Annotated in this window: 28 protein-coding genes; 18 read left to right on the forward strand and 10 right to left on the reverse strand. The window is 66.1% G+C overall.

Annotated features, from left to right (window positions below):
* Positions 1 to 2 precede the first annotated feature (2 nt).
* From ABUA28_RS03015 to denD, 8 genes are read left to right on the forward strand one after another with little or no spacing between them, the layout of a single operon-like run.
* Positions 3 to 782: an HpcH/HpaI aldolase family protein gene (locus ABUA28_RS03015; protein ID WP_349902457.1), complete on the forward strand. Its 780-nt coding sequence runs from the start codon at positions 3 to 5 to the stop codon at positions 780 to 782.
* The gene (locus ABUA28_RS03020; RefSeq protein WP_349902458.1) at positions 766 to 1,236 is read left to right on the forward strand and encodes an acyl-CoA thioesterase; all 471 of its coding nucleotides are present in this window, start codon (positions 766 to 768) and stop codon (positions 1,234 to 1,236) included. Before ABUA28_RS03015 ends, ABUA28_RS03020 begins: the two co-directional genes overlap by 17 nt.
* Positions 1,233 to 2,219, forward strand: coding sequence for a 3-hydroxyacyl-CoA dehydrogenase family protein (locus ABUA28_RS03025; protein ID WP_349902459.1), 987 nt, complete (start codon positions 1,233 to 1,235; stop codon positions 2,217 to 2,219). The genes ABUA28_RS03020 and ABUA28_RS03025 overlap by 4 nt, the downstream gene beginning before the upstream one ends.
* A 7-nt stretch (positions 2,220 to 2,226) precedes the next feature.
* The gene (locus tag ABUA28_RS03030; RefSeq protein ID WP_349902460.1) at positions 2,227 to 2,985 is read left to right on the forward strand and encodes an SDR family NAD(P)-dependent oxidoreductase; all 759 of its coding nucleotides are present in this window, start codon (positions 2,227 to 2,229) and stop codon (positions 2,983 to 2,985) included.
* A complete protein-coding gene (locus tag ABUA28_RS03035; protein WP_349902461.1) occupies positions 2,982 to 4,406 on the forward strand; it encodes a four-carbon acid sugar kinase family protein in 1,425 nt (474 codons plus the stop codon). Before ABUA28_RS03030 ends, ABUA28_RS03035 begins: the two co-directional genes overlap by 4 nt.
* Entirely contained in the window at positions 4,403 to 5,311 is a 909-nt protein-coding gene (locus ABUA28_RS03040; RefSeq protein WP_349902462.1) for an NAD(P)-dependent oxidoreductase, read from the forward strand. The genes ABUA28_RS03035 and ABUA28_RS03040 overlap by 4 nt, the downstream gene beginning before the upstream one ends.
* Complete coding sequence (locus tag ABUA28_RS03045; RefSeq protein ID WP_349902463.1) at positions 5,308 to 6,255, forward strand: DUF4862 family protein; 948 nt, start codon at positions 5,308 to 5,310, stop codon at positions 6,253 to 6,255. Before ABUA28_RS03040 ends, ABUA28_RS03045 begins: the two co-directional genes overlap by 4 nt.
* The gene (denD, locus tag ABUA28_RS03050) at positions 6,252 to 7,235 is read left to right on the forward strand and encodes a D-erythronate dehydrogenase (RefSeq protein WP_349902464.1); all 984 of its coding nucleotides are present in this window, start codon (positions 6,252 to 6,254) and stop codon (positions 7,233 to 7,235) included. The genes ABUA28_RS03045 and denD overlap by 4 nt, the downstream gene beginning before the upstream one ends.
* A gap of 25 nt (positions 7,236 to 7,260) precedes the next feature.
* Here denD and ABUA28_RS03055 read toward each other — a convergent pair whose 3' ends face one another.
* Together ABUA28_RS03055 and ABUA28_RS03060 are read right to left on the reverse strand one after the other, a co-directional pair.
* Positions 7,261 to 8,097 (reverse strand): hydroxypyruvate isomerase family protein, encoded by an 837-nt coding sequence (locus tag ABUA28_RS03055; RefSeq protein ID WP_349902465.1) that lies wholly within the window; start codon positions 8,095 to 8,097, stop codon positions 7,261 to 7,263.
* A 71-nt stretch (positions 8,098 to 8,168) separates the two neighbouring features.
* A complete protein-coding gene (locus ABUA28_RS03060; protein ID WP_349902692.1) occupies positions 8,169 to 8,492 on the reverse strand; it encodes a VOC family protein in 324 nt (107 codons plus the stop codon).
* On the opposite strand from ABUA28_RS03060, the gene ABUA28_RS03065 reads away from it, so the two are divergent.
* The 3 genes from ABUA28_RS03065 to ABUA28_RS03075 are packed head-to-tail and all read left to right on the forward strand — an operon-like array spanning position 8,483 to position 10,816.
* Positions 8,483 to 8,893 carry a MarR family winged helix-turn-helix transcriptional regulator gene (locus ABUA28_RS03065; RefSeq protein WP_349902466.1) on the forward strand — a complete coding sequence of 137 codons (411 nt, stop codon included), beginning with the start codon at positions 8,483 to 8,485 and terminating at the stop codon, positions 8,891 to 8,893. The genes ABUA28_RS03060 and ABUA28_RS03065 overlap by 10 nt on opposite strands.
* 42 nt (positions 8,894 to 8,935) lie before the next feature.
* Positions 8,936 to 9,973, forward strand: a complete 1,038-nt coding sequence (locus tag ABUA28_RS03070; RefSeq protein WP_349902467.1) for a cytochrome c oxidase assembly protein — start codon at positions 8,936 to 8,938, stop codon at positions 9,971 to 9,973.
* A gap of 54 nt (positions 9,974 to 10,027) precedes the next feature.
* Positions 10,028 to 10,816 (forward strand): alpha/beta fold hydrolase, encoded by a 789-nt coding sequence (locus ABUA28_RS03075; RefSeq protein WP_349902468.1) that lies wholly within the window; start codon positions 10,028 to 10,030, stop codon positions 10,814 to 10,816.
* 142 nt (positions 10,817 to 10,958) lie between these two features.
* Here ABUA28_RS03075 and ABUA28_RS03080 read toward each other — a convergent pair whose 3' ends face one another.
* Genes ABUA28_RS03080 through ABUA28_RS03090 form a run of 3 tightly spaced genes read right to left on the reverse strand, consistent with a single transcriptional unit; the run spans position 10,959 to position 12,410 of the window.
* Positions 10,959 to 11,798 (reverse strand): alpha/beta fold hydrolase, encoded by an 840-nt coding sequence (locus ABUA28_RS03080; RefSeq protein WP_349902469.1) that lies wholly within the window; start codon positions 11,796 to 11,798, stop codon positions 10,959 to 10,961.
* A 37-nt stretch (positions 11,799 to 11,835) separates the two neighbouring features.
* Complete coding sequence (locus ABUA28_RS03085) at positions 11,836 to 12,201, reverse strand: pyridoxamine 5'-phosphate oxidase (protein WP_349902470.1); 366 nt, start codon at positions 12,199 to 12,201, stop codon at positions 11,836 to 11,838.
* A 26-nt stretch (positions 12,202 to 12,227) separates the two neighbouring features.
* On the reverse strand, positions 12,228 to 12,410 hold the full coding sequence (locus ABUA28_RS03090) for a hypothetical protein (RefSeq protein ID WP_349902471.1): 183 nt from the start codon (positions 12,408 to 12,410) through the stop codon (positions 12,228 to 12,230).
* A 159-nt stretch (positions 12,411 to 12,569) separates the two neighbouring features.
* Here ABUA28_RS03090 and ABUA28_RS03095 point away from each other — a divergent pair, with 159 nt between their 5' ends.
* Genes ABUA28_RS03095 through ABUA28_RS03105 form a run of 3 tightly spaced genes read left to right on the forward strand, consistent with a single transcriptional unit; the run spans position 12,570 to position 14,904 of the window.
* A complete protein-coding gene (locus tag ABUA28_RS03095) occupies positions 12,570 to 13,874 on the forward strand; it encodes an RNA polymerase sigma factor (protein ID WP_349902472.1) in 1,305 nt (434 codons plus the stop codon).
* Positions 13,871 to 14,275, forward strand: coding sequence for a YciI family protein (locus ABUA28_RS03100; protein WP_349902473.1), 405 nt, complete (start codon positions 13,871 to 13,873; stop codon positions 14,273 to 14,275). The genes ABUA28_RS03095 and ABUA28_RS03100 overlap by 4 nt, the downstream gene beginning before the upstream one ends.
* Positions 14,276 to 14,292: 17 nt before the next feature.
* Entirely contained in the window at positions 14,293 to 14,904 is a 612-nt protein-coding gene (locus ABUA28_RS03105) for a dihydrofolate reductase family protein (protein ID WP_349902474.1), read from the forward strand.
* Here the strand turns inward: ABUA28_RS03105 and ABUA28_RS03110 are convergent.
* Positions 14,901 to 15,329 (reverse strand): VOC family protein, encoded by a 429-nt coding sequence (locus ABUA28_RS03110; protein ID WP_349902475.1) that lies wholly within the window; start codon positions 15,327 to 15,329, stop codon positions 14,901 to 14,903. The genes ABUA28_RS03105 and ABUA28_RS03110 overlap by 4 nt on opposite strands.
* A 73-nt stretch (positions 15,330 to 15,402) precedes the next feature.
* Here ABUA28_RS03110 and ABUA28_RS03115 point away from each other — a divergent pair, with 73 nt between their 5' ends.
* From ABUA28_RS03115 to ABUA28_RS03130, 4 genes are all read left to right on the forward strand, one after another.
* Positions 15,403 to 15,771: a PadR family transcriptional regulator gene (locus tag ABUA28_RS03115; protein ID WP_349902476.1), complete on the forward strand. Its 369-nt coding sequence runs from the start codon at positions 15,403 to 15,405 to the stop codon at positions 15,769 to 15,771.
* The gene (locus ABUA28_RS03120) at positions 15,768 to 16,724 is read left to right on the forward strand and encodes a hypothetical protein (RefSeq protein WP_349902477.1); all 957 of its coding nucleotides are present in this window, start codon (positions 15,768 to 15,770) and stop codon (positions 16,722 to 16,724) included. The genes ABUA28_RS03115 and ABUA28_RS03120 overlap by 4 nt, the downstream gene beginning before the upstream one ends.
* Positions 16,725 to 16,814: 90 nt before the next feature.
* Positions 16,815 to 16,955 (forward strand): hypothetical protein, encoded by a 141-nt coding sequence (locus ABUA28_RS03125; RefSeq protein ID WP_349902478.1) that lies wholly within the window; start codon positions 16,815 to 16,817, stop codon positions 16,953 to 16,955.
* Positions 16,956 to 17,099: 144 nt separating this feature from the next.
* Complete coding sequence (locus tag ABUA28_RS03130; RefSeq protein ID WP_349902479.1) at positions 17,100 to 17,906, forward strand: nucleotidyltransferase domain-containing protein; 807 nt, start codon at positions 17,100 to 17,102, stop codon at positions 17,904 to 17,906.
* Between the two features lie 287 nt (positions 17,907 to 18,193).
* Here ABUA28_RS03130 and guaA read toward each other — a convergent pair whose 3' ends face one another.
* Genes guaA through ABUA28_RS03150 form a run of 4 tightly spaced genes read right to left on the reverse strand, consistent with a single transcriptional unit; the run spans position 18,194 to position 22,504 of the window.
* Positions 18,194 to 19,765 carry a glutamine-hydrolyzing GMP synthase gene (gene guaA / locus ABUA28_RS03135; protein WP_349902693.1) on the reverse strand — a complete coding sequence of 524 codons (1,572 nt, stop codon included), beginning with the start codon at positions 19,763 to 19,765 and terminating at the stop codon, positions 18,194 to 18,196.
* Positions 19,761 to 20,216 carry a DUF3817 domain-containing protein gene (locus ABUA28_RS03140; RefSeq protein ID WP_349902480.1) on the reverse strand — a complete coding sequence of 152 codons (456 nt, stop codon included), beginning with the start codon at positions 20,214 to 20,216 and terminating at the stop codon, positions 19,761 to 19,763. Before ABUA28_RS03140 ends, guaA begins: the two co-directional genes overlap by 5 nt.
* Positions 20,217 to 20,225: 9 nt before the next feature.
* The gene (locus ABUA28_RS03145) at positions 20,226 to 21,032 is read right to left on the reverse strand and encodes an SURF1 family protein (RefSeq protein WP_349902481.1); all 807 of its coding nucleotides are present in this window, start codon (positions 21,030 to 21,032) and stop codon (positions 20,226 to 20,228) included.
* Between the two features lie 5 nt (positions 21,033 to 21,037).
* Positions 21,038 to 22,504 (reverse strand): cation:proton antiporter, encoded by a 1,467-nt coding sequence (locus ABUA28_RS03150; RefSeq protein ID WP_349902482.1) that lies wholly within the window; start codon positions 22,502 to 22,504, stop codon positions 21,038 to 21,040.
* Between the last annotated feature and the right edge of the window lies 1 nt (position 22,505).

Here is a 22,505-nt window from a genome sequence, read left to right on the forward strand (position 1 = left end):
ACATGGAACGCCACAGTCTCTTTCGCGCTGCTGTAGCACGAACGGACAAACCAGCCCTGGGGATCTGGGTCAAGATCCCGGCCATGGAGATCGTTGAGCTCATCGCGATTGCCGGGTTTGATTTCATCGTGATCGACCTCGAGCATTCACCGTTGGATCTTGAGACGGCGTATCGGCACATCGGCACGGCCCTACACCTCGGCGTCTCTCCCATTGTTCGAGTTCCCGGCATCGAGGGTGGGTGGATGCAGCGCATCCTCGATGCCGGCGCGGAGGGCATCATGCTGCCTCACGTCGACACTCCGGAACAGGCTGAAGAGGCGGTGCGTGCGATCCGGTTCGAGCCCTGGGGTGTGCGAGGCGTTGGCGCGACCAGCCGGGCGGGAGCGTGGGGAAGCCTCCCGCGGGAGGAATACCTGCGCTTCGGCCAGGACGAGGTCGTGTTCATGCCGCAGATCGAGAGCGGGGAAGGCGCCAGGAATGCGGCAGCGATTGCAGCGGTGAAGGGAGTCGACGCCCTGTTCATCGGAACCAACGATATGTCCGCCAACGTGGGCAAACCCGAGAGCTCGCCCGAGATGAAACAGCTCGTGGCCGGCACCATCGCGGCAGCGCACGCCGCTGGCGTTCCGGTGGGCAATCCGGGCGGGGCGACGGCAGAGGCCGTGCGCTCCACGCTAGACCAGGGATACACGTTCACCGTCATGGCGAACGACGCCACCATGTTCGGGACAGCCGCAGCGGCTGCGGTCAAGGCAGGTCGCAGTGTTGGGAAGCACTAAGTCGCTCAGCACTCACCTGCAACTGAGGTGGGCGGACACCGACGGGTACTCTCACGTCAACAATGTGACGTGGGTGCGGTACTTCGAGGAGGCCCGCATCCGGCTCTTTGGCTTGCCCGACTTCCCGGGCACCATCGGGATGGGGGAACCCCCGGTGTTCACCAGGCTCGATCCGGGGTGCTTCACGATCACGGCCGCCCAGCGCCTTGAGTACGTGAACGAACTGCCGTATCACCGCCAGAACATCCGGATGGAGATGTGGGTGTCGCGCATCGGCTCGAGCAGCCTCGACCTGAGTTCCAGGGCGACGGATCTCTCGGGCGACACCGTGTACCTGCTCGCCGAGACCACCCAGGCGATGCGCGAGCTGTCGACACGAAAGCCGCACCGGTTCTCCGAGCGCGAGGTGACCGTACTGAACGAGTACCTGGACAAACCGAACGAATTCCGATGAGCGGAGAATCACGAGGAATGGGCACCGAACTGCAGGATGTCGCGGTCATCGGCTCCGGATACATGGGTGGCGGCATCGCGCAGGTCCTGGCACTCGCCGGATGCAGCGTCGCACTCGGTGACGTGGACGAGGCGACGGCGACCAGAGCCCACGCTCGTATCACAGCGCAGACCGAGGCATTCGAGCACAGCGGGCTGTTTCCCTCCGGCTCGGCGGAGCGCATCCGGCACGGAGTGACTCCCCGGGCCTCGATCGAGGAGGCCGTTGCCGAAGCGCAGTACGTGACCGAAGCAGTGCCCGAGACACGCGCAATCAAGACCGGCGTGCTCTCTCGCATCTCCGCGGCCGCTCCCGCCTCGGCCGTCATAGGCTCAAATACCTCCGCCATCCCCATAGCGGAGCTGGCGCAGTCCGTGTCTGTCCCCGAACGCTTTCTCGGTGTGCACTGGATGAATCCGGCGCCCTTCATTCCGGGCGTGGAACTGATCGCGACCGAAGACACCTCCGCCGAAGTGCTCGCGTCGGTGGACCGGTTGATTCGCCGCGCCGGAAAGAAGCCCGCCAGAGTCTCGGATTCGCCGGGCTTTGTGGCCAATCGGCTGCAATTCGCCCTCTTCAAGGAGGCCGTGCTGATGGTGGAAGAGGGCCTCGCCACTGCAGAGCAGATCGACCTCGTCGTTTCGAACGCCTTCGGATTCCGGCTTGCGCTCTTCGGTCCGTTCGCCATTGCAGACATGGCCGGACTCGACGTGTACGGGGCCTCGTACGATTCGCTCGCCGCCGAATATGGCGAGCGGCTGGCGGCGCCACAGGCTCTTACCGACTTGGTCGAAAATGGGCATCTCGGACTGAAATCCGGCGGCGGCTTTCTCGACATCCCGGCGTCGAACCAGGTGGAACTACTCGAATACCGCGACATGGCCTACGCCAGGCTTTCCCAACTGAGAGCGGAGCTTGGCGCTGCTCCCGGCCTGGAGTCCTGAGGCAGCGATGACGGGCATACTCGAAGGCCGAAGTATTGTGATCACCGGCGCGAGCTCCGGGATCGGAGCCGAGGCCGCCCGCGTCTTCATGCGGGAGGGCGCATCCGTTACTCTCGGAGCGCGGTCGGAGGACGCGCTCCGAAGCCTCACCGACGAGCTCACCTCAGCGGGTGGCAACGCCGCTTACCAGGTGACGGACGTCAGCGTCGCGGAGGATGTCGACCGACTGGTCGACGCGGCCGTCGCCAGGTTCGGGTTCATCGACGGAGCGTTCAATAACGCCGGCATCACTCAGTATGGACCCCTCATGGACGTCGACGAGGCGGATTTCGACCGCATTGTTGCGGTGAACCTCAAGGGTGTGTGGCTTTCGCTCCGTGCTGAGGTCAGGGCGATCGTCGCCTCAGGACGCGAGGGATCGATCGTCAACACGAGCAGTGTCGGCGGCTATCGCGGAAGTTCCGGGCTCGGCGCGTACCAGGCGACAAAGCACGGCGTCGTCGGACTCACGCGCACGGCGGCACACGACTGCGGTCCGTTCGGCATCCGGGTCAACGTCGTCGCTCCAGGTGCGACCGAAACCGAGATGATCCGCGACTGGCGTGCACGTGACCCGCAGGCCGTTGACAGGCGAATCGGCCTGATCCCGCTGAAGAGGGCGGCACAGCCCGCCGAGGTTGCGGATGCCGCCGCCTGGCTGATCAGTTCGATGTCCGGCACGATCAATGGAGCTCTCATACCGATCGACGGAGGATACAGCGCATGACCGAGATCGCCGCACGCGGACTTGAATGGTTCGACGACTTCGCGCCGCCCGTCGATTTTCCGGCAGAGTTCCTGCGCGACATGCTCGCGACGGCCAGGCGGGTCGTGGTCCTCGATGACGACCCGACCGGAACCCAGACGGTGCACGGGGTACCGGTGCTCACCCGCTGGCAGGAGGAGGACATCGCCTGGGCATTCGAGCAGGGCGGAGCCGGTTTCTTCATTCTCACCAACACCCGCAGCCTCTCTGCCTCACTCGCCACGGAACGAAATTACGAGATCGCCACCAGGTGCCTCGAGATCGCTGAACGTCTCGGGATCGAATTGGCCTTTGCAAGCCGCAGCGATTCCACCCTGCGAGGGCACTTCCCCCTCGAAACGGATGTGCTCGCGCAGGTCTCCGCGGCACACGGTCAGCCGATCGACGGTGTCGTGCTGTCCCCTGCCTACCTCGACGCCGGAAGAGTGACCGTCGATGGAATCCACTGGGTTCGGTCGTCCGAAGGGCTGACTCCAGTGTCCTCCGGCGAGTACGCGCGGGATGCGACCTTTGGGTACCGTTCGTCGCGCCTCTCCGAGTGGGCCGAGGAGAAGAGTGGGGGGCGCATCCGGGCCGACTCCGTTGTGAACGTTGGTCTGAACGACATCCGCTCCGCGAACGCTCCACTGGCCGATTTACTGCGAGCAAGCAGTGAAGGGCAGCTCGTTGTCATCGATGCGGTTGTCGACGACGATCTGAGGGCCGCGACCACATCCGTTCTCGAGGCCGAGCGCGCGGGCGTGCGCCTGCTCTACCGGGTCGGGCCCTCGTTCGTGCGGGCTCGCCTGGGCCAGGACGCGCGGCCTCCGATCTCCGACGACGAGTTGCGGCGTATCGTCGGCGCCAGGATGGGCCACGGGTTGATCGTGGTCGGATCCCATGTCGGGACCACCAGCCGCCAGCTCGCGCGGCTGGCGGAGAGCCGCGAGCTCACGCTGATCGAGCTCGACGTGTCCCAGGTGGTCGACGGGAATGCCGAAGCCCGCCTGGACGAGATCGCCAGCGAGGCCGCGTCCGAGCTCCAGGTTCGTCCGGTCGTGATCCACACCTCCCGCGCCCTCGTCACCGCCGAGACCGCGGAGGCGAGCCTCGACATCTCGCGCAGGGTCAGCGCCGCCCTCACGGAGAGCGTGCGTCGGACGGTGCAGTTGCACACCCCGCGATTCGTCGTAGCGAAGGGTGGCATCACGTCCTCAGACATCGCCACGACAGCGCTCGAAATCGATCGCGCGTGGGTACGAGGCTCGCTGCTCCCCGGAATCGTCTCCCTGTGGCAGGCCGCATCTGGTCCGTCGGAAGGGCTCGCGTACGTCGTCTTCGCTGGCAACGTGGGGAACGATGACTCCCTCGCACAGGTGGTCGACAGATTGGAACTGGTATGACGAACGAGAAGACCGTAGGCGTTGTCGGACTTGGCGCGATGGGTCTGCCCATGGCGCTTCACCTTGCGGGCACCGACGGCATGATTGTGCGGGGCTTCGACATCTCCCCCGCGAGGCGGGAGCTGGCCGCGCAGGGCGGCGTGCAGCCCGTTGACTCCGCGGCCGACGCCGGTGCGGGCGCCGACGTCGTGATCTTGTCGGTGCGTGACGGTGCTCAGGCAGAATCCGCACTCTTCGGCCCACACGGCGCTGCGTCGGCACTCGCACCCGGCGCCGTCATCATCCTCACGAGCACCATCGGTGCGGATGCCGCTCGGGCACTGAACGCCACGATCGAGGAACGGGGGCTGCGGTTCGTCGACGCACCGATCAGCGGCGGACCCACCAGGGCGGGAAACGGAGACCTGCTGATCGTCGTCGGCGGCCCGGACGACTCGATCGAGGCGGTACGCGAAATTCTCGATCTGCTCTCGTCGACCCTCACCATCGTCGGTCCCCGCATAGGAGACGGGCAACTTCTCAAGGTGATCAACCAACTGCTCGCCGGGGTGCACATCGCGGCGGCGGCAGAGGCCGTCGCTCTCGCCGTGGCCGTGGGTCTTGACCCGTCAGTGGTCGTGAACACGCTGTCGACCGGCGCTGCCAGCTCATTCATGCTCGCGGATCGCGGACCGCGAATGGTCGAGGCGCTCGGCGGTGAACCGGAGGTGTGTTCCCGGGTCGACATCTTCGTGAAGGACATGGGCCTAGTCGCAGCGCTCGCCACGCAGGCGCATGTGCCGGCTCCCGTTGCCGCAGCGGCAGGGCAGCTGTACCTGGTCGCGGAGCGAGCCGGGCTCGGCGTGCACGACGACTCGACGATCGTGCGGATGTTGTCACACGGCAGTAGAGAGGAACAGGGATGATCGACGGAATCACGCTGGGCGCATACGCGATCGAACCTGCGCCGGAGGCCCTCGCCTCCCGAGAGCGTGAGTGGTACGAGAAGCTCGGCGCGATTGACAGTGCGCACGGGCTCGAGGTCCCGTACCGTGCCGGCCTGCACACCACCGGCGCTCCCGGGCTCGCCGCGGTGTTGCCCGCACACTGGCACGTGGTCGTGACTATGCTGCCTGCGACGATGGCGGGCATCCGCGCCGATCAGCGCTATGGCCTTGCCTCCCCCGACGATGACGGTCGGGCCGCCGCGCTCGGCGATGTTCGCGCCGCACTGGCCGAGAGTCATCGACTCGACGAACTGCGCGGAGAACAGACAGTTCGGGCCATCCATCTCACGTCGGCCCCACGGGGAACCGGCGACGCCGGGCGCCTCGCCGCATCCCTGGAAGGCCTCGCCGCCGAGGCCAACGCGATCGAGTTGCTCATCGAACACTGTGATGCCTGGAAAGCCGGCGAACCGGTCGCGAAAGGATTCCTCTCGCTTGACGAGGAGACCGATGCGGTACTGACGGCTCGGGCGAACACGGATGCGACACTCGGCCAGGTGATCAATTGGGGCCGTTCCGCGATCGAGGGGCGTTCGGCGGATGAGCCGGTGAGACACCTTGCCGCGCTGCAGGCCGCAGGGACCCTCGCCGGGCTCATGTTTTCGGGAACCGCGGCCACCGCGAGCGCACTCGGCGACCCCTGGGCCGACGCACACAATCCACTAGACAGCGTCGATCCTGTCTCGCTGCTGACGACCGCAGCGATCGCTGCGGCGCTGACCGACCCGGTCCTGAGCCAACTGTCCGTTCTGGGCGTGAAAGTGCAGGACCCCGAAAGATCCGAGAACTTCGACGAGCGGCTCGCCGCCCTTCGCACGACGAATGCGGCCGTAGTATCCAGGCTCAGGGAGATAACGTCATGAAGATCGCCATCACCGGCGGAGCCGGCTTCCTCGGAGCCGCTCTGGCGCGACGGCTGCTGTCGGCGTCGCAGGTCACCATCGGCGGCACCACCCACGACGGAGTCGGCGAACTCCTGATTGCGGATCTCGTGGCTCCTCCCGCAGACATCTCCGCCGACCCGCGCGTGATCGTTGTCACCGGCGAACTGGCCGACACCCTCCACACCCTGGCGGACGCCGACGCGATCTTCCACCTAGCCGGGGTGGTGAGTTCCGCGGCCGAGGCCGATTTCGACCTGGGGATGGCGACAAACATCGATGCCACCCGTTCGGTCCTCGAGCTGTGCCGTTCTCGCCAGCAACCTCCCGTGCTGGTCTTCTCCAGCTCTCTCGCGGTATTCGGCAGCGATCCGGCTCTCGGCGCGATCGGGCCGGTGGACGACATGACCCTGCCCCGCCCGCAGAGCAGCTATGGAATCCAGAAATTCATTGGGGAACAGCTCGTCGCAGAATATACACGCAGGGGCTTCGTGCGCGGTCGAAGCGTGCGGCTCATGACCGTGTCCGTGCGGCCGGGGCGCCCGAACGCCGCTGCCTCGAGCTTCCTCTCATCGATCATTCGCGAACCCCTCGCCGGAGAGAGGGCCGAGTGCCCCGTCCCGCCAGACACGGCAGTCGCGCTCTCGTCACCGCGGAAGACCCTGGACGGCCTTCTCACGGCGGTCGGAGCCTCCGATTCTGAGTGGGGCAGTCACACCGCGATGAACCTGCCAGCGCTCACGACCACTCCGAGAGAGATGGTCACTGCTCTCGCTCGCGTTGCGGGCGACGACCCCGCATCCCTGGTGGACTGGACGAACGTACCGGCAATCGCGGACATCGTCACGACCTGGGCCGCGGTCTTCGCGACGCCTCGGGCGGAGGCGCTCGGGCTGCATGCGGAGACCTCGTTCGACGACATTATCCGGGACTACATCGCGACGAGCCAGTCGCAGCGTTGACCCACGAGCCGCTCTGGCTGCGAGCTCAGTGAAGCGGCCGCAGCTGCGGCATCGCCCCTATCCACGACAGGGTCTCAATGGTCGCCGTCGACGGGATGTACTCACACGCGACAGACTTCGCGTAACCGACCGTCTGGAGGGCTTCGAGCACCGAAGGAAAGTCGATCGTGCCGGTACCGGGCTCACCTCGGCCCGGGGTATCGGCGAACTGAACGTGCCCGATGTACTCGCCAGCGCGGTGCACAGCACTGACGAGTTCCTCGCCGTTGTTGGCGAGATGGAAGGTGTCGAAGAGCAGGGCGATGTTGTCGAGCCCTGTCGCTTCCCGAACGCTTCGGATCACGCCGAGCGCATCAGCGACGGTGACGAGCGGGTAATCACCATTGAGACCCAGACTGAGTGGCTCGACGAGGACCGTACCACTCACCCGCGCGAGCATCCGCACCGCCGCGCTCAGGTTCGCGACCGCCGTCCGGTCCTGGGACTCTGGAGTCTCGCCGGGGACGCGTTGCCCGTAGAGAGCATTGAAGAGTCGACAGCCTGTGGCGAGCGCTATCTCGACCACGACCTCCAGATTGGCTTCGAAATCCCGCGTCCTGGCGGGGTGGGAGACGACACCGCGCTCTCCGCCCGGCATGTCCCCCGCCCAGAGATTCATGCCCGAGAGCGAGAGACCCGATACGCCGATCGCGGTGAGAAACTCGTCGAGGTCGCTCTCGCTCGGAACCGGACCATCGAACTGCCACCACGACTCTGCAGACCGAAACCCGGCTTTCGCAGCGGCGGCGAAGCGGTCAAAAAATGGCACTTCGGGGAAGAGGAGCGACACGTTCGCGGCCAATTCGAAGTCGCTATCAGTCACTGCGGTCCCCTTTGCCCAAGTGGTAAGAGTCTACCGGCGCGGGCATCCGCGGACCCTCCGGTGCGGCCCGATCAGGCCTTGCTGTGGATGGTCACGACGTAGCCGTCCGGGTCGCGGAACGAGAACGTCATGCCGAACGGGCTCTCGAAGGGCTCCTGCACGATGGGCACGTTCTCGCCGACGAGGCGTTCATGCAGTTCGGCGGCCTTCTCATCGTGAAACCACACGCCGATGCCCGCGCCGAGCTGAGCGATCGCATCCAGGTCGACGCCGGGGAACGGACGGCGCACCGCGAAGGCCACCGAGTCTGAGGCGAACACGACCGCGTCGGAGTTCTGGACAGGAAGGCGGCGCAGTCCGACGATGCTCTCGTAGAACTCCGCGGATGCCTCCAGGTCAGTATGCGTGCCTCGAGGCCCTCCACGACAGCCCCGGCATCACGAGCTCCGAGCTCGGCCGCCGCACCTTCGTCTCGCGGCAGTCCATGAACGTGCTGCTGCAGGGGCTGGTGGACAAGGGTCTCGTCGAGCGTTCCACCGAGCCGGGCCCGCGCCGCGAACTCGCGGCAACTCTCACCCCCGGCACGAGCGAGCTTCTGCGCAGCGCACGCACCAGGGTCTCGGTGGTGACCCGGCGGATGACCGCGGGGCTCGCCGAGAGACAGCGCGACCAGCTCGGGGCGGCCCTCGCCAGCTGCTGCGACGCACTTCTGCAGACCACGCCTGCAGAGCAAGCCCAGCGCGGACCCCGACCTGCGCGGCGCAGCACAGCGACGCATAATGGAGGGAGCCGATGATCCGAGGTCGAGATTTTCGCTTTTCTCGCTACGCAACCCCCCATGCCCATGCCACCAGCGGACACGGGCACGCCCATGCAGATGATGGACGGGCAGGGCATCATGTGGATGCCGTCCCAGCCCCCGACCATCGCCAGACTCCTCGACTTCCATCCGCAGCCGGTGCCGATGCTTCCCGTCTTCGCCGTGCTGCTTCTTGTCGCCTACCTCCTCGGAGTGTGGCTCCTTCATCGCCGCGGCGTGCGGTGGCCGCTCACCCGAACCCTCTGGTGGATTCTCGGGGTCGCCCTGGTCTGGGAGGCGACCGCAACCGGCCTCGATGGTTACGGCATGGAGCTGTTCAGCGTGCACATGATCCAGCACATGATCCTGAGCATGTTCGCGCCGATCTTCCTGGTGATGGCCGCACCGATGACGCTGCTGCTGCGCACGCTGCCGGCGGCATCCGGCCATCGCTGGAGTGCGCGCTCGCTCCTGCTGCGCTTGCTGCACAGCCGCTTCGCGCGCGTCATGACGAACCCGATCGTCACCGGGGCGCTGTTCGTGATGAGCCTCTACGGGCTCTACTTCACGCCGATCTTCGACGTTCTGATGCGCACGATGTGGGGCCACAACCTCATGCTCATCCACTTCCTGCTCATCGGGATGCTGTACTTCTGGAGCATCGTCGGCGCAGACCCGTCGCCGCGGCGCTACAGCACGAGGCACCGCAACCTGAGCGCACCCGCCACCCGCATCTTCGAGCTGTTCGCGACCACCCCGTTCCACGCCTTCTTCGGCATCGTCGTCATGATGTCCACGGTGCTGATCGTGCACTGGTACTCGATGCCGATGCCCGGCTGGGGAATCTCTCCGCTCGCCGACCAGAGGGTCGGCGGTGGCATCGCCTGGGCCACGACAGAGCTGCCGACGCTCATCGTACTGGGCGCCCTGTTCTGGCAGTGGCAGAAGTCCGAGAAACGACACGATCGCGCCAACGACCGCAAGATCGCCCGCTTCGGAGACGTCGACCTGGACGCCTACAACTCGTACCTGGCGTCGCTCGCGACCCACGACACCTCGGAGTCCGGGCGGTCATGACCTCAACCGGTCGTGCGCGCCGCGTGCGGGGCTGAAGTAGGGCACGCTGGGTTCGTGGACTATGTGCAGAATCCGGCCGACGGAATCCGTATCGCCTATCGCGTAGACGGCAGCGGGCCCGCGCTCGTGATGGTGCACGGCACCGCGCTCTCGCAGGCGATCTGGCGCGGATTCGGCTACGTGCGCGAGCTTCGGGACGACTACACGACGATCACCCTCGACCTTCGCGGGCACGGGCGCAGCGACAAGCCGCACGAACGCGCGGCCTACCGTGCAGAGTCGATGGTGTCGGATGTGCTGGCCGTGCTCGACGAGACCGGCGTCGACCGCGCACACTACCTCGGGTACTCGCTCGGCGGACGGGTCGGATTCTCGCTCGCGGTCACCCACCCCGAGCGGATGCTGAGCTTCGTCAGCGCGGGCGGCTCACCGCGCATCGCGGCAAACAGCTTCGATCGCGTTTTCTTCCCCGGCTGCATCGAGGCGCTCAAGAGCGGCGGCATGGCCGGCTTCCTCGACGGCTGGGAGCGTTCGGGGGCCGTGCTCGACGCGACCACCCGCGCGGCATTCACGGCGAACGACGCGCTCGCTCTCGCGGCATACATGCGCGAGTCGCAGGAAGATCCGGGGGTCTCGGATGCCGTGCTCGCGAGCATCCGGCAGCCCACCATGCTCCTGGTCGGCTCTCGCGACGGAGCGACCCTGCGTGCGGCCCGTGCGGCGCACCCGGTCATGCCGAACGCGAGTGTGCGCGTGCTCGAGGGCGCCACGCATGGCGGCACGCTGCGGCATCCGGATGCCCGGCCCGCCATCCGCGAGTTCCTCGCCGCCCAGCCGCGCTGAGCGGCCGCTCGCACTCGTCGCGCCCCACATCTCCTCCTCGCTCGCGCACATCCGGTCGCACTCGTCGCGCGAAGTACCAGTTTTGGCCGCTCTGACAATTCCAAAGCGACCAAAACTGGCACCTCGCGGCCGTGAACTGCCCCTACCTGCGGGCGCGGAGCCAGTCCATCGCGAGCGGCAGCGTGCCGAGAATCGAGATGTGACTATCGCGCGGGCGCAGCCAGAGCTCGGCGTCGTGGCAGCGGTGCAATAGCCACTGGGAATGCGAGGCCGGAACGACTCGATCCTCGCCGCCGTGTGCGAACAGCACCGGTGCGGCGATTCTCGCCGGGTCACAATGCCAAGGCGTGACGTAGGCGACATCGTCGTCGATGAGGCCAGCCGATCCGGCTGCGGACGCTGCGTTGGCATCCGCGCCCAGGCTCGCCCAGGTGCCGTCGAGTGCGGCAAAGTCGCGGTCGGTGAAGCTCGTCGGATCGAACTCATTGGTCTCCTCGAATAGCGCGCGAGCCGCGCGGCCCTGTTCCGATGCCCGGAGCGACGGGCCTCCGCGGTGCATCCCCGCGTACCAGTCGAGGCCGTCTGACCCGAAAGGCGCGAGAGTCGCGAAGCAGGCGACCCCGCTGACTCGCTCGGGTAGCAGCGCTGCGCAGGCCAGGGCGTGTGGCCCTCCGCCGGATGCGCCCATCACGGCAAAGCGGTCGACACCGAACGCGTTGGTCACGGCGGCGACGTCCGAAGCCGCCGAGGCGACATCCCTGCCTGGCTTCGGAGACGATCCGCCATAGCCCGGTCTGCCATAGGAGAGTAGACGGATGCCGCGGGCGACCGCAGCCTCGACCACGGGCGCGAGCAGTGCGCCGGTCTGCGGCGAGCCGTGGTGCCAGACCACCGTGAACGCCGTGGTCGCGCCGCCCTCAGCGGTGTCGTGTACTCGCAGCACGCGACCGTCGTCGAGACGGACATCCTGAACCGTCGCCATCAGCACATGCTAGATCGAAAACTTGTGCGCGCAACCTCTAGATCTCGATGCAGTCCGCGACGCAGCTGTCGCCGTCGGGCGGAGCGATGATCTCGGGGCGGTGCAGGATCGCGCGAGAGGGGACCACCCTGAGATCGTCCCCATCGAGCTCGGCGGCACCGTCGACGATGAGCGAGTATCCGTCGGGCTCGCGCGGCGGCCAGACCAGCGAAACCTTCGGTCGCTGCCCCGTGTTCTTCTGCACGCGCGAACTAGGAGCCGGTACGAACAGGCTCTCGTCCCGAAGCGTCGGCTGCACAGGAGAGGTGTGAATGCGGTCACCCTCTGCAATCGTGATCAGATAGGCGAACCCGTAGTCGGCAACGGTCTTCGCCAGCACCTGCATGTCCACTGGCTTGCTCATGTCTCAACACTAATTCGCTGCGCCGATCACTGCTGCCGACCATTGACGTTGATCCCACCGAGCCACAGCAGCCGGTAGCCGGCGAACATGGCGTCGCGTCGCTCCTCCGATAGTCTCCGCTTCGCCGCGCGAAGTTCCGCTCGCAGGCGCCTGACGGCCTCGCCATTGTCCTCTGGCACCTCGATGATTGTCACATCGCTCTCGGTCATGAGCGCTTCCTCTCCGCTATCGGTGTCGAGCATCTCCCACACCGTCATCACGCAGTCGGAGCCGATGCCGATTTTCCGACCTCTGCAAGCGCCTGTCGCGGTAAAGTCGAAGCTGCAGTTTTGCGTCCGAAATACGGCATCCGGGATGTCGGATCTGCGATGTCGACTCCGACCCACCTGGTGAAGGATGTGTTCGCCGGGAAGGAGGCAGCGGTGTCCGAGCCGAGCGGATCGATCGTCGATGCTGAGCTGCGCGCGGCGATTCCGCTCGTCACGGCCGCTCTCCTGCGCAGATACGGCGACTTCGCGGCGTGCGAGGACGCCGTTCAAGAAGCGCTCATCGAAGCCCTCGACAGTTGGCCGACGCACGGCCGACCGCGAGACGTCAAGGCCTGGCTGCTCACGGTCGCACGCCGTCGCTACATCGATGCGATCCGATCGGATGCCGCACGCCGCACGCGCGAAAACCGGGATGCGCAGCTCGACAACCGGGATGCGGCGGTCTCGGCGCGCGACGACTCGCTCGCGTTGCTCGTGCTGTGCTGTCACCCCGCACTGCAACCCCTGTCGCAGCTTGCCCTGACGTTGCGATCCGTCTGCGGCCTGACGACGACACAGATCGCCGCCGCGTTCTTCCAGTCAGAGACGGCTATGTCGCAGCGGATCACCCGGGCGAAGCGCACCATCGACGAAGCCGGGCGTCGCTTCGAATGGCCGAGCGCGTGCGAGTTCGACGAACGCGCAGAGCTCGTGCGCACCGCCCTGTATCTCATGTTCACCGAGGGGTATGCGCCGTCCCTCGGCCAGCTGCCTGTGCACGTCGAATTGATCGCAGAGGCGATACGGCTCACACGCATGCTGCGCGAGGCACGGCCTGCGGACCAGGAGACCACCGCGCTTCTGGCGCTCATGCTGCTCAGCGACGCACGAACGGCATCCCGAACGGGGCCGGACGGGCTCCTCGTGGCGCTCCCCGACCAGGACCGCTCGCTCTGGGACCAGGCGAAGATCCGCGAGGGCCGCAGGCTTGCAGCGGATGCCCTTACGACCGGCACGCTCACACCGATCGCCGTTCAGGCGGCCATTGCAGCCGTGCATGCCGCGGCTGCCGACGCGAGCAGCACCGATTGGGATCACATCCTCGGGCTGTACGACACTCTGGTCGACCTTCAGCCGGGGCCTGCCGCTCGGCTCGGTCGTTCCGCCGCCGTCGGAATGGCCATGGGATCGGCGGCAGGGTTGGCCGAGCTCGACGCCCTGGAGGCTGACGAGCGCCTTGCGCGCTCGCACCGTCTGCTGTCGGTGCGAGCCGGCTTGCTGGAACAGGCGGGCGCCTTCGACGAGGCGAGCGATGCATACATCCAAGCCGGCCTGCGAACGTCGAATGTCTCAGAACGACGCTGGCTTCAGGCACAGGCACAGCGGCTGCAGAACACCACACGAGAAGAGGAGAAGGACCGATGACCATGGAGAACACAGACAATCGATACCTGTTGTTGTACGTCACCGCCGGGGACGGCGAACCGTGGAGCGCGGAGAGCGACGACATCGCCGACTGGCTCGAGACCGTCGAGCCCACCGGTATCAGCATCGTCGGAGAGCGGCTCACGGGCATCGAGGATGCCCGCATGATCACCAAGCGCTCTGGAACCGTCACGGTCACAGACGGGCCCTTCGCAGAGTTCAAAGAATGGTTCGCGGGATTCGACCTGATCAATGCTCCCGATCTTGAGACCGCGGTCGAGATCGGGTCGCGTCATCCATCTGCGCGCTTCGGCAAAGTGCTTGTGTTGTCACTCATGCACGATGCACAATCGGAGGCACTCTTGGGGGAGACGAAAAGGGCGAGGGGCATCGCCGACTGACGATTACGGAGAATCGCATGGGGCTCATCCACATCGACCTGTTCACCACCCTCGACGGAGTCGCGCAGGCACCTGGCGGCCCGCACGAAGACACCGAGAGCGGGTTCGCCTTCGGCGGCTGGCAGGCGCCGCTCATCGACGAGGTCGTCGGCGAGCAGGTGCTCTCCGGAATGGAGGGGATGGACGCGCTGCTGCTCGGCCGGCGCACCTACGACATCTTCGCCGCGTACTGGCCGCACGAAGTCGGCGTCATCGCTGACCTTTTCAACCGCATCCCGAAATACGTTGCTTCGCGCCACACGCCGAGCCTCGAGTGGGCCGGCTCCACACAGTTCGGTGCGGATGCCGCTGCCGCGGTCCGCGAGCTGCGCACGCGACACGAGAACATCCACGTCATCGGCAGCCTGGACTTCGTGCAGACCCTTCTCGCCGAGCGGCTCTTCGGTCGGCTCACGCTCTGGGTGCACCCGATCCTCCTCGGCGGCGGCAAGAAGGTCTTCGCCGACGGCACAGTGCCGACCAACCTCCGGCTTCTCGAGCCCGCCGTCACGTCTCCTCGGGGCGTGGTGAGGCAGCGCTACGAGCTCGTCGACGGAATACCCGGCGTCGGCGACATGTCGGAGCTCTAGCCGAAGCTGACCTTTCCGTCGTCGGCGATGCTCCAGCCCGGGTTGTGCGCGATCTCCCAGACGAGCCCGTTCGGGTCGGTGACGTGGGCGTGGTAGATGCCGCCGAACGCGCCCTGCTGAGGTGACTTGAGCACGGTCGCGCCCGCCGCGACGAGCGCCTGTACCGTGCTGTCGACCTCCGCCGGACTGCCGACGTTGTGGGACAGGGTGACCCCGGACACCGCGGTGGGCGCCTGGCCCTTCAGGTCTTCGGTGAACTTCTCCGCGTCGAACAAGCCCAGCACCAGGCCCGGCGCGACCTGGAAGAAGATGATCTCGCCGGGGACGTCCATCAGCGGATCCCAGCCGAGTCCGTCGCGATAGAACGCGCGAGCCGCATCGAGATCGGCTGTCGCGAAGGTGATGAAGTGGATGCGCGGTTCCATGCGATTAGCGTAGAACATTCGCCCAGATACCATGACTATTGATATATAGCGACGTAGCGAGTACCTTCGCCTCATGAGTACAACCGAGATGCGCGAACCCACCTTCCTGGTGCTGGCTGCGCTCGCCGGAGGCAAGAAGCACGGTTACGGCCTGATTGCGGATGCGAAGCAACTTTCTGACGGACGAGTCGTCCTCGGCGTCGGAACCCTCTACGCCGTGCTCGACCGCCTCGGCGAGCAGGGCCTCGTCGCGGAAGCCGGCGAAGAGGTCGTGGACGGCCGCCACCGCCGCTACTACGAGCTCACGGACGACGGCCTCGTCGCGCTCGAGACCCAGATCGAGCGCCTCGAGAGCAACGCCGCCAGGGCGAGGAAGAACCTCGCCGCCCGCGTGTCGGCGAAACCAGCGAAGCGCGCCAACCCAGCGACAGGCATCGCATGAGCGCCGCACTCGAGCGCCGCTACCGTCGCGCACTCGGCTGGTACCCGCGCAGTTGGCGCGAGAAGAATGCGGATGTCGTGGCCGGCACGCTCCTGGACGTCGCCGATGCAGAACACCGCACCCGCCCGCGCCGGGGCGAACTCGCCAATCTCGCGGCATCCGGAATCTCGACTCGCCTCGGCGTGCTGCTCGATCCCCGCGCCCGCAACGCGATCTCGACCATAGCGCTCGCGACGGGAGTCGCGTATCCGCTCGCCTACTTCGCGTTCCAGCTGTGGTCGCCGTTGAGTACGGCGCATGCTCCCGATGCAGCTGCATGGGGTTTCAACCCCATCGTGAACCCCGGCCTGATCATCGCGGGCATATGGCTGGTCGCACTCATGCTCGCACTTGTGCCAGCCACACGACGGCACGTTCTCAAGGCAACCATCGTGCTCGCGATCATCGCGTCTGTTTCCCTCTCGCTCGTCTACCGAATCCCCGGCATCGGAAACGAATGGTATGGGTTGACGACGACAACCATGGTCTTCCTCGCCCTGCTCGGCGGGCTGGTGCTCATCGGCACGCCGACTCGCACGCTGTGGCTGTTAATTTCGACCACGATCGCCTTCGTGACGATCACCGCAGCCTATCTGGCAACCCAGCTCGTTCTCCAACACCTCTACTTCGATGAGCGGTTCTTCTGGCACAACTTCTCGGGGGCCATTGTGGTTCTTCTCACGAGCGCCGTCGTCGCGACGGTCGTGTTGGGGCTCAGGCATCGCACGGTCGCAGCCCAGACCGCTGCGATCTCCGCGATCCCGTGGATCCTTGTGCTCCTGCGCTTCTCCGGCTCACAGGATTTATGGAACGCACTCGCAATACTGGGAATCGGCGCAGCACTAGTAGCTTTCGGGGCGCTGCTGCCCCTCGCGTTCCGCCGCCCGCGACCCGATCTCCGCTCGAAGTCCTGACAACGCGGCTGGCGGCCGCCGCCACCCGTTCATAACTCAGGCTATTTCCGGTGCGCCTCGGTCAGAGGTTCATGTTTCCGGTACACGCCGATGCACCGAACCACAAACAGCCTGAGTTATGCACACGCGATGCCGGGCATCCGCAATGTGCAGGTCACCGGGAGGTCTCGACACAAGGCCTGGGCCGACCTCGACCTGCGCTGCGTCGACATCCACCTCATCAAGCGCTGAACCGGCAATTCAGCAAACGGCGCAGCACCGCTCCTTGTGTGCCGCGAAACACCGTGCAAAGCTCGGTCTTGTGATTTCCTAGCTGCGATTTCGTCCTCCCCACGCCGTGGGTGAGTTGATCGATCCTGCACGCAAAGGTCATTCATGTCCGTTTCTACCCACAATCTCAGCGATCCCGCATTCGTCGACTACGTCGCGGATGCGCTCGCGAGCCTTCCCGGGGTCGAAGGCGTTGCGCTCGGCGGCTCCCGCGCGCAAGGGGCGCACCGCCCGACCAGCGACTGGGACTTCGGCCTGTACTACCGCGGGGCCTTCGACCCGGACTCTGTCAGGAGGCTCGGCTGGCCCGGCGAGTTATCCGATCTCGGAGGTTGGGGGCGAGTATTCAACGGCGGCGGAGCCGTGACCCTCGATAGCCGCGCGATCGACATCCACTATCGCGACCTGGCGCTGATCGACACGATCCACGAGGATGCGTGCCGCGGTGTGTTCACGATCGAGCCGCTGCTGTTCCATCAGGCGGGGCTTCCGAGCTACATCCTGCTGGCTGAACTCGGTGTCAACACGATTCTGCGAGGCCCGCTGCCGCAGTGGGGGTACCCGGAGGCTCTTCGCACATCGGCACCCGAAATCTGGTGGCATCACGCCGACCTCACCCTGTACTACGCGAAGGAGGGGCATGCTCGCCGCGGGCGCGTTGCCCAGTGTGCCGGGCTTCTCAGCGCGGCTGCGTGCCACACGGCCCACGCGATCCTGGCACACCGAGGAGAGTGGGTCACCAACGAGAAACGACTGTTGAGCAAGGCCGGACTCGGAGAGATCGATGGCATCATCGCGCGGCTCGGCACAGAGCCGGAGAGCCTGCTGCGAGCCGCGAACGACACCCGCGCCCTGCTGATAAACACCGCCAGCGCGGAGGGTATCGCCACCGGGCCAACGTCGGTCCGGTAGCGAGGCACGAGCGCATCGAGACCCCAAGGTCAGTTCGCATGACGGTCTCGATACGCGGGCTCGTCCCTCGCGCTACTCGACCGCCGGTTGCGCGCTGGTGGACCAGCGATAAGCGCAGCCGAGGGCGAGAAGTGTCGATTTTCTCGCGGGTTATGAAGCGTTCTGGCGGGCACGCTTTTCGCCGTCAGAACACTTCATTGTCTGAGCTGAAAATCGATACTTCTCGCCCTCGGCGTCACGTCACTGCGTGAGCTGGAGAGCGATGCCATCCGCTCGCCCTCGGCGCCTCACTCCCACTCAATCGTCCCCGGCGGCTTAGACGTGACGTCGAGCACGACCCGGTTGACGCCGGCGACCTCGTTGGTGATGCGATTCGAGATGCGGGCGAGCACATCGTAGGGCAGGCGGCTCCAGTCGGCGGTCATGGCATCCTCGGATGACACCGGCCGCAGCACGATCGGGTGACCGTAGGTGCGCCCGTCGCCCTGCACTCCGACGGAGTGCACGTCCGCGAGCAGCACGACGGGGCACTGCCAGATCTTGTCGTCGAGGCCGGCGGCGGTCAGTTCGTGGCGCGCGATCGCATCCGCTTTGCGCAGCAGTTCGAGGCGTTCGCGGTCGACGGCTCCGACGATCCGGATGCCGAGGCCGGGCCCGGGGAACGGCTGCCGACCGACGATGACCTCGGGCAGCCCGAGCTCGCGGCCGATCGCGCGCACCTCGTCTTTGAACAGGGTGCGCAGCGGCTCGACGAGCTGGAACTGCAGGTCCTCCGGGAGCCCGCCGACGTTGTGGTGGCTCTTGATATTGGCGGTGCCGGTGCCTCCGCCCGATTCCACGACATCCGGATACAGGGTGCCCTGCACGAGGAAGTCGATCGGGGCGCCGTCGGACGCGGCTTCAGCCACGAGGTCAGCGGCGGCCTGCTCGAAGGAGCGGATGAACTCGCGCCCGATGATCTTGCGCTTCTCTTCGGGGTCAATGACTCCGGCGAGCGCGTCGAGGAACTGGTCGACGGCATCCACGGTGACGAGGCGAACGCCCGTGGAAGCGACGTAATCCTCTTCGACCTGGCGGCGCTCATCCTGTCGAAGAAGACCGTGGTCGACGAAGATGCAGACGAGCTGGTCGCCGATGGCCCTGTGCACGAGAGCTGCGGCAACGGCGGAGTCGACCCCGCCGGAGAGACCGCAGATGACGCGAGAGCTGCCCACCTGCTCGCGGATGCGGGCCACCTGCTCCGCGATGACGCTCTCGCTGTTCCAGTCGGCCGGGATACCCGCGGCGTCGTGCAGGAAGTTCTCGAGCACGCGCTGTCCGAACTCGGAGTGCTTGACCTCGGGGTGCCACTGCACGCCGTAGAGCCTGCGCTCGTCGCTCGCGAAGGCGGCGACGGGAGTCGATTCGCTCGACGCCAGAACGGTGAAGCCATCCGGCGCCTTGGCGACCGAGTCGCCGTGACTCATCCAGGTGGTCTGCGCGGTCGGCTGCCCCGCCAGCAGCACGCTGTCGCCCGGCGCGAGGGTGACATCCGTCGCACCGTATTCGCGCAGGCCCGAATTGGCGACCTCCCCGCCGAGCTGCTGCGCCATCACCTGGAATCCGTAGCAGATGCCGAGCACCGGGACGCCGAGTTGCAGGATGCCCGGGTCAAGCTCCGGGGAGCCCTCCTCGTACACGCTCGATGGGCCGCCGCTCAGCACGATGCCCGCGGGGTTCTTGGCCGCGACCTCGGCGGCGGAGATCGTGTGCGGCACGATCTCTGAGTACACGTTCGCTTCGCGCACCCGGCGAGCAATCAGCTGCGCGTACTGCGCACCGAAGTCGACGACGAGTACCGGTCGGTGAGCAGTGCTAATGGGAGACCTCCGGGGCGGGCGCGGATGCGGATGGTGCGGATGCTTCGAGCTCTGCCAATTCCCTCTGCACGCGCTTCGTGATGAAGTGCTCGACGATGAACGACAGGAACGGCACGACCCCACCGAGCGCGATCGCGATGAACCGGCTGAACGGCCAGCGCATGATGCTCCAGAGGTGGAAGTCGCTGAACAGGTAGACGACGTAGAGCCAGCCATGGGCGATGAGGATGCCGAGGCTCAGATTCACGGCGAGCACCTGGCCGTCTGGCACGAGGGCAATGAACCCATGGGCACCGCCGAGCTCGAGCTCGCGCTGAATGGGCGTGTACTTGAAGATCATCTCGAGAACCAGCAGCAGCAGCATCGTTCCGGTGATGTAGGCGAAGACCCGATAGAAGGTGAGTGCCCTGCGGATTCGTGGAACGTCGGACAGTGTGGGTTTGATCGCCATGCCCCAATTCTAGGAGTCTGTCGGCGACTGTTCCTGCCCGGCCTGTGCGTTCGCGGCCTGGAGCGCTTCGTGCTCCTCCTCGAGCTCCCGCTCCCAGGTGTCTTTGACGAGTCGGTACCAGAGGAAGAACGCGAATCCGGCGAAGACGACCCACTCGATCGCGTAGAAGATATTGAGCCAGTTGAGTTCCACCTCGGCCGACGGAGCGGGCGAATCGATGCGATCGAGCCCGGCAACGTGTTCGTGGATGACGACGAATCCGCCGTACATGCCATCCGGGTCCATCGCCTTCCACAGGTTTGCGAAGGTTCCCGCGGCGAGAGAGCTCAGCTGTCCATGTTCGAAGTCGGTGTCCTGCGGAGCCTCGCTGTTGAGGTAGCGACCGGTTACTGTGACGGTGCCCTGATCCTCTTTGGACAGCACCGTTGCCACCCGCTTCGCCTGCTTCTCGCTCGGTGCCCAGCCGAGCGCCACGGGGAGTCCGGCCGTGCTCGTTCCTGTGTCGACAGCGAGGTGGCCGACCACCCAGTACCCGTCACTGCCGCGGTTGAGGCGCTTGCTCAGCACGATGTAGTCATCGTCGACCCAGCTCCCCGAGGCGGTGACCATCTGGCCGTTCGACTTGTCTGTCACCTCGGACTGCGGCTTCACCAGCCCGGTCAGTGGAACAGCGGTCTCTGTGGCACGCTCAACGACCGTGCCCGTGGCGATGGCGCGGGAGAGTTGCCACTGGCTGAGTGCCGCGAAGCCCCCGGCGATGACGAGGGCGAGGGCGAGCATCGCGATCCAGCGCGGACGCCGGGCAACCGACCACATTCTCTTCAGTACTCCGGGTCTCTCTGGCGTTCCCTGATGGGCTCCGCGGGGATGTCGGGCGATGCGGATGGATCGTCGACCGACTCACCCGATTGTCGCATGGCGTCCTCGATGAGCCTCTCAGACTCCGCCCTGTCGATCTCCGTCTCGATCTCGTCCCTGGCGTCGCCCGCATCGGTGCGCTTCGCACCCTCGTGGGCGCGCTCGACGATCTCCCCGTCGCGCTCCCCGGCGAGGGCCGCCTCGACGAGGGCGATATTCTCGTCACGCTCGAGGTGTGATGGCTCTGCCGCGCGCGCCTTCTTTTTCTTCGTGCGGAACACCGCGGACCCGAGCAGCACGGAGTTGACGGCAAGAACCGGCCCGATGATGGCCATGCTCAGAACGTAGAGTCCGGCGAATGGCGTGAGCCGCTGGTCGAGGCCCGCGGCCGTGGCGAGCGTCGCGAGGATGAGCGCGAACTCCCCGCGGTTCTGCAGCATGGCTGCGGCGTTGAACCCCTGGGCCGGCGTGAGGTGGTTGAGCCAGGCGATGAGCTGGCCACCGAGGGTGTTGATCACGATGGTCATGATGACCCCGACCGTCACCGGCCAGAGCACACTGCCGAAGGTCGACGGATCGAGCGTCAGTCCGAAGTTGAGGAAGAAGAACGCGCCGAAGATGTCGCGCATGGGGAGCGCGAGCTGCTCGACGCGACCACGGAACCTGGTCGCACCCAGGACGAGGCCGATCAGGAAGGCGCCGATGGCATCCGAGACACCCAGTATCTCCCCGATGCCGCCGAACGCAACGGCGAGGCCGAAGAACAGGATCGTGAAGAGCTCGTCGTCCTTGGTCTGGATGAGGCGCGAGACTATCTTTCCGCCCCAGCGCGCGAGGGCAAACATCCCCACCAGGAAGGTGAACGAGATCACGAGCTCAAGCACGATCGCCCACACATTGGTCTTGCCGCCGATCACCACGGCGACGATCGCAAGGTAGACCGCGATGAACACGTCTTCGACGACCGCGACGCCCAGGATGACCGGGGTCTCGCGGTTGGGCAGCCTCTTTAGTTCGATGAGCAGCTTGGTCACGATCGCGCTCGAGGACGTTGCGGTCATCCCGGCGATGATGAGCGCCTCGCGCGTGCCCCAGCCCACCCACAGCCCGAACACGAAACCGACGCCCATGTTGATCGCGATGCGCGTTCCACCCGTGAGCAGCAGCGAGCCGGCATTGCCGAAGAACTCGTCCTGGTCGAACTCGAGCCCCAGGTTGAACAGCAGGAGGATGAGCCCGAACACGGCGATCAACTCGATGTGATCCGTGCCCAGCTGCAGCGGGATCCAGTCTGCGTGCGGGCTCGCGATCAGCCCGACCAGCATGTAGATGGGGATCGCGGGCAGCCCGATGAGCTTGCCCAGTCGCCCGAACACGTAGGCGATGAGGAGGAGCGCGCCGAGCGTCGCCAGCTCTTCCCCGACAGGCACG

It is taken from the genome of Parafrigoribacterium humi (genome assembly GCF_040227205.1).
Taxonomy (GTDB): Bacteria; Actinomycetota; Actinomycetes; order Actinomycetales; family Microbacteriaceae; genus Parafrigoribacterium_A; species Parafrigoribacterium_A humi.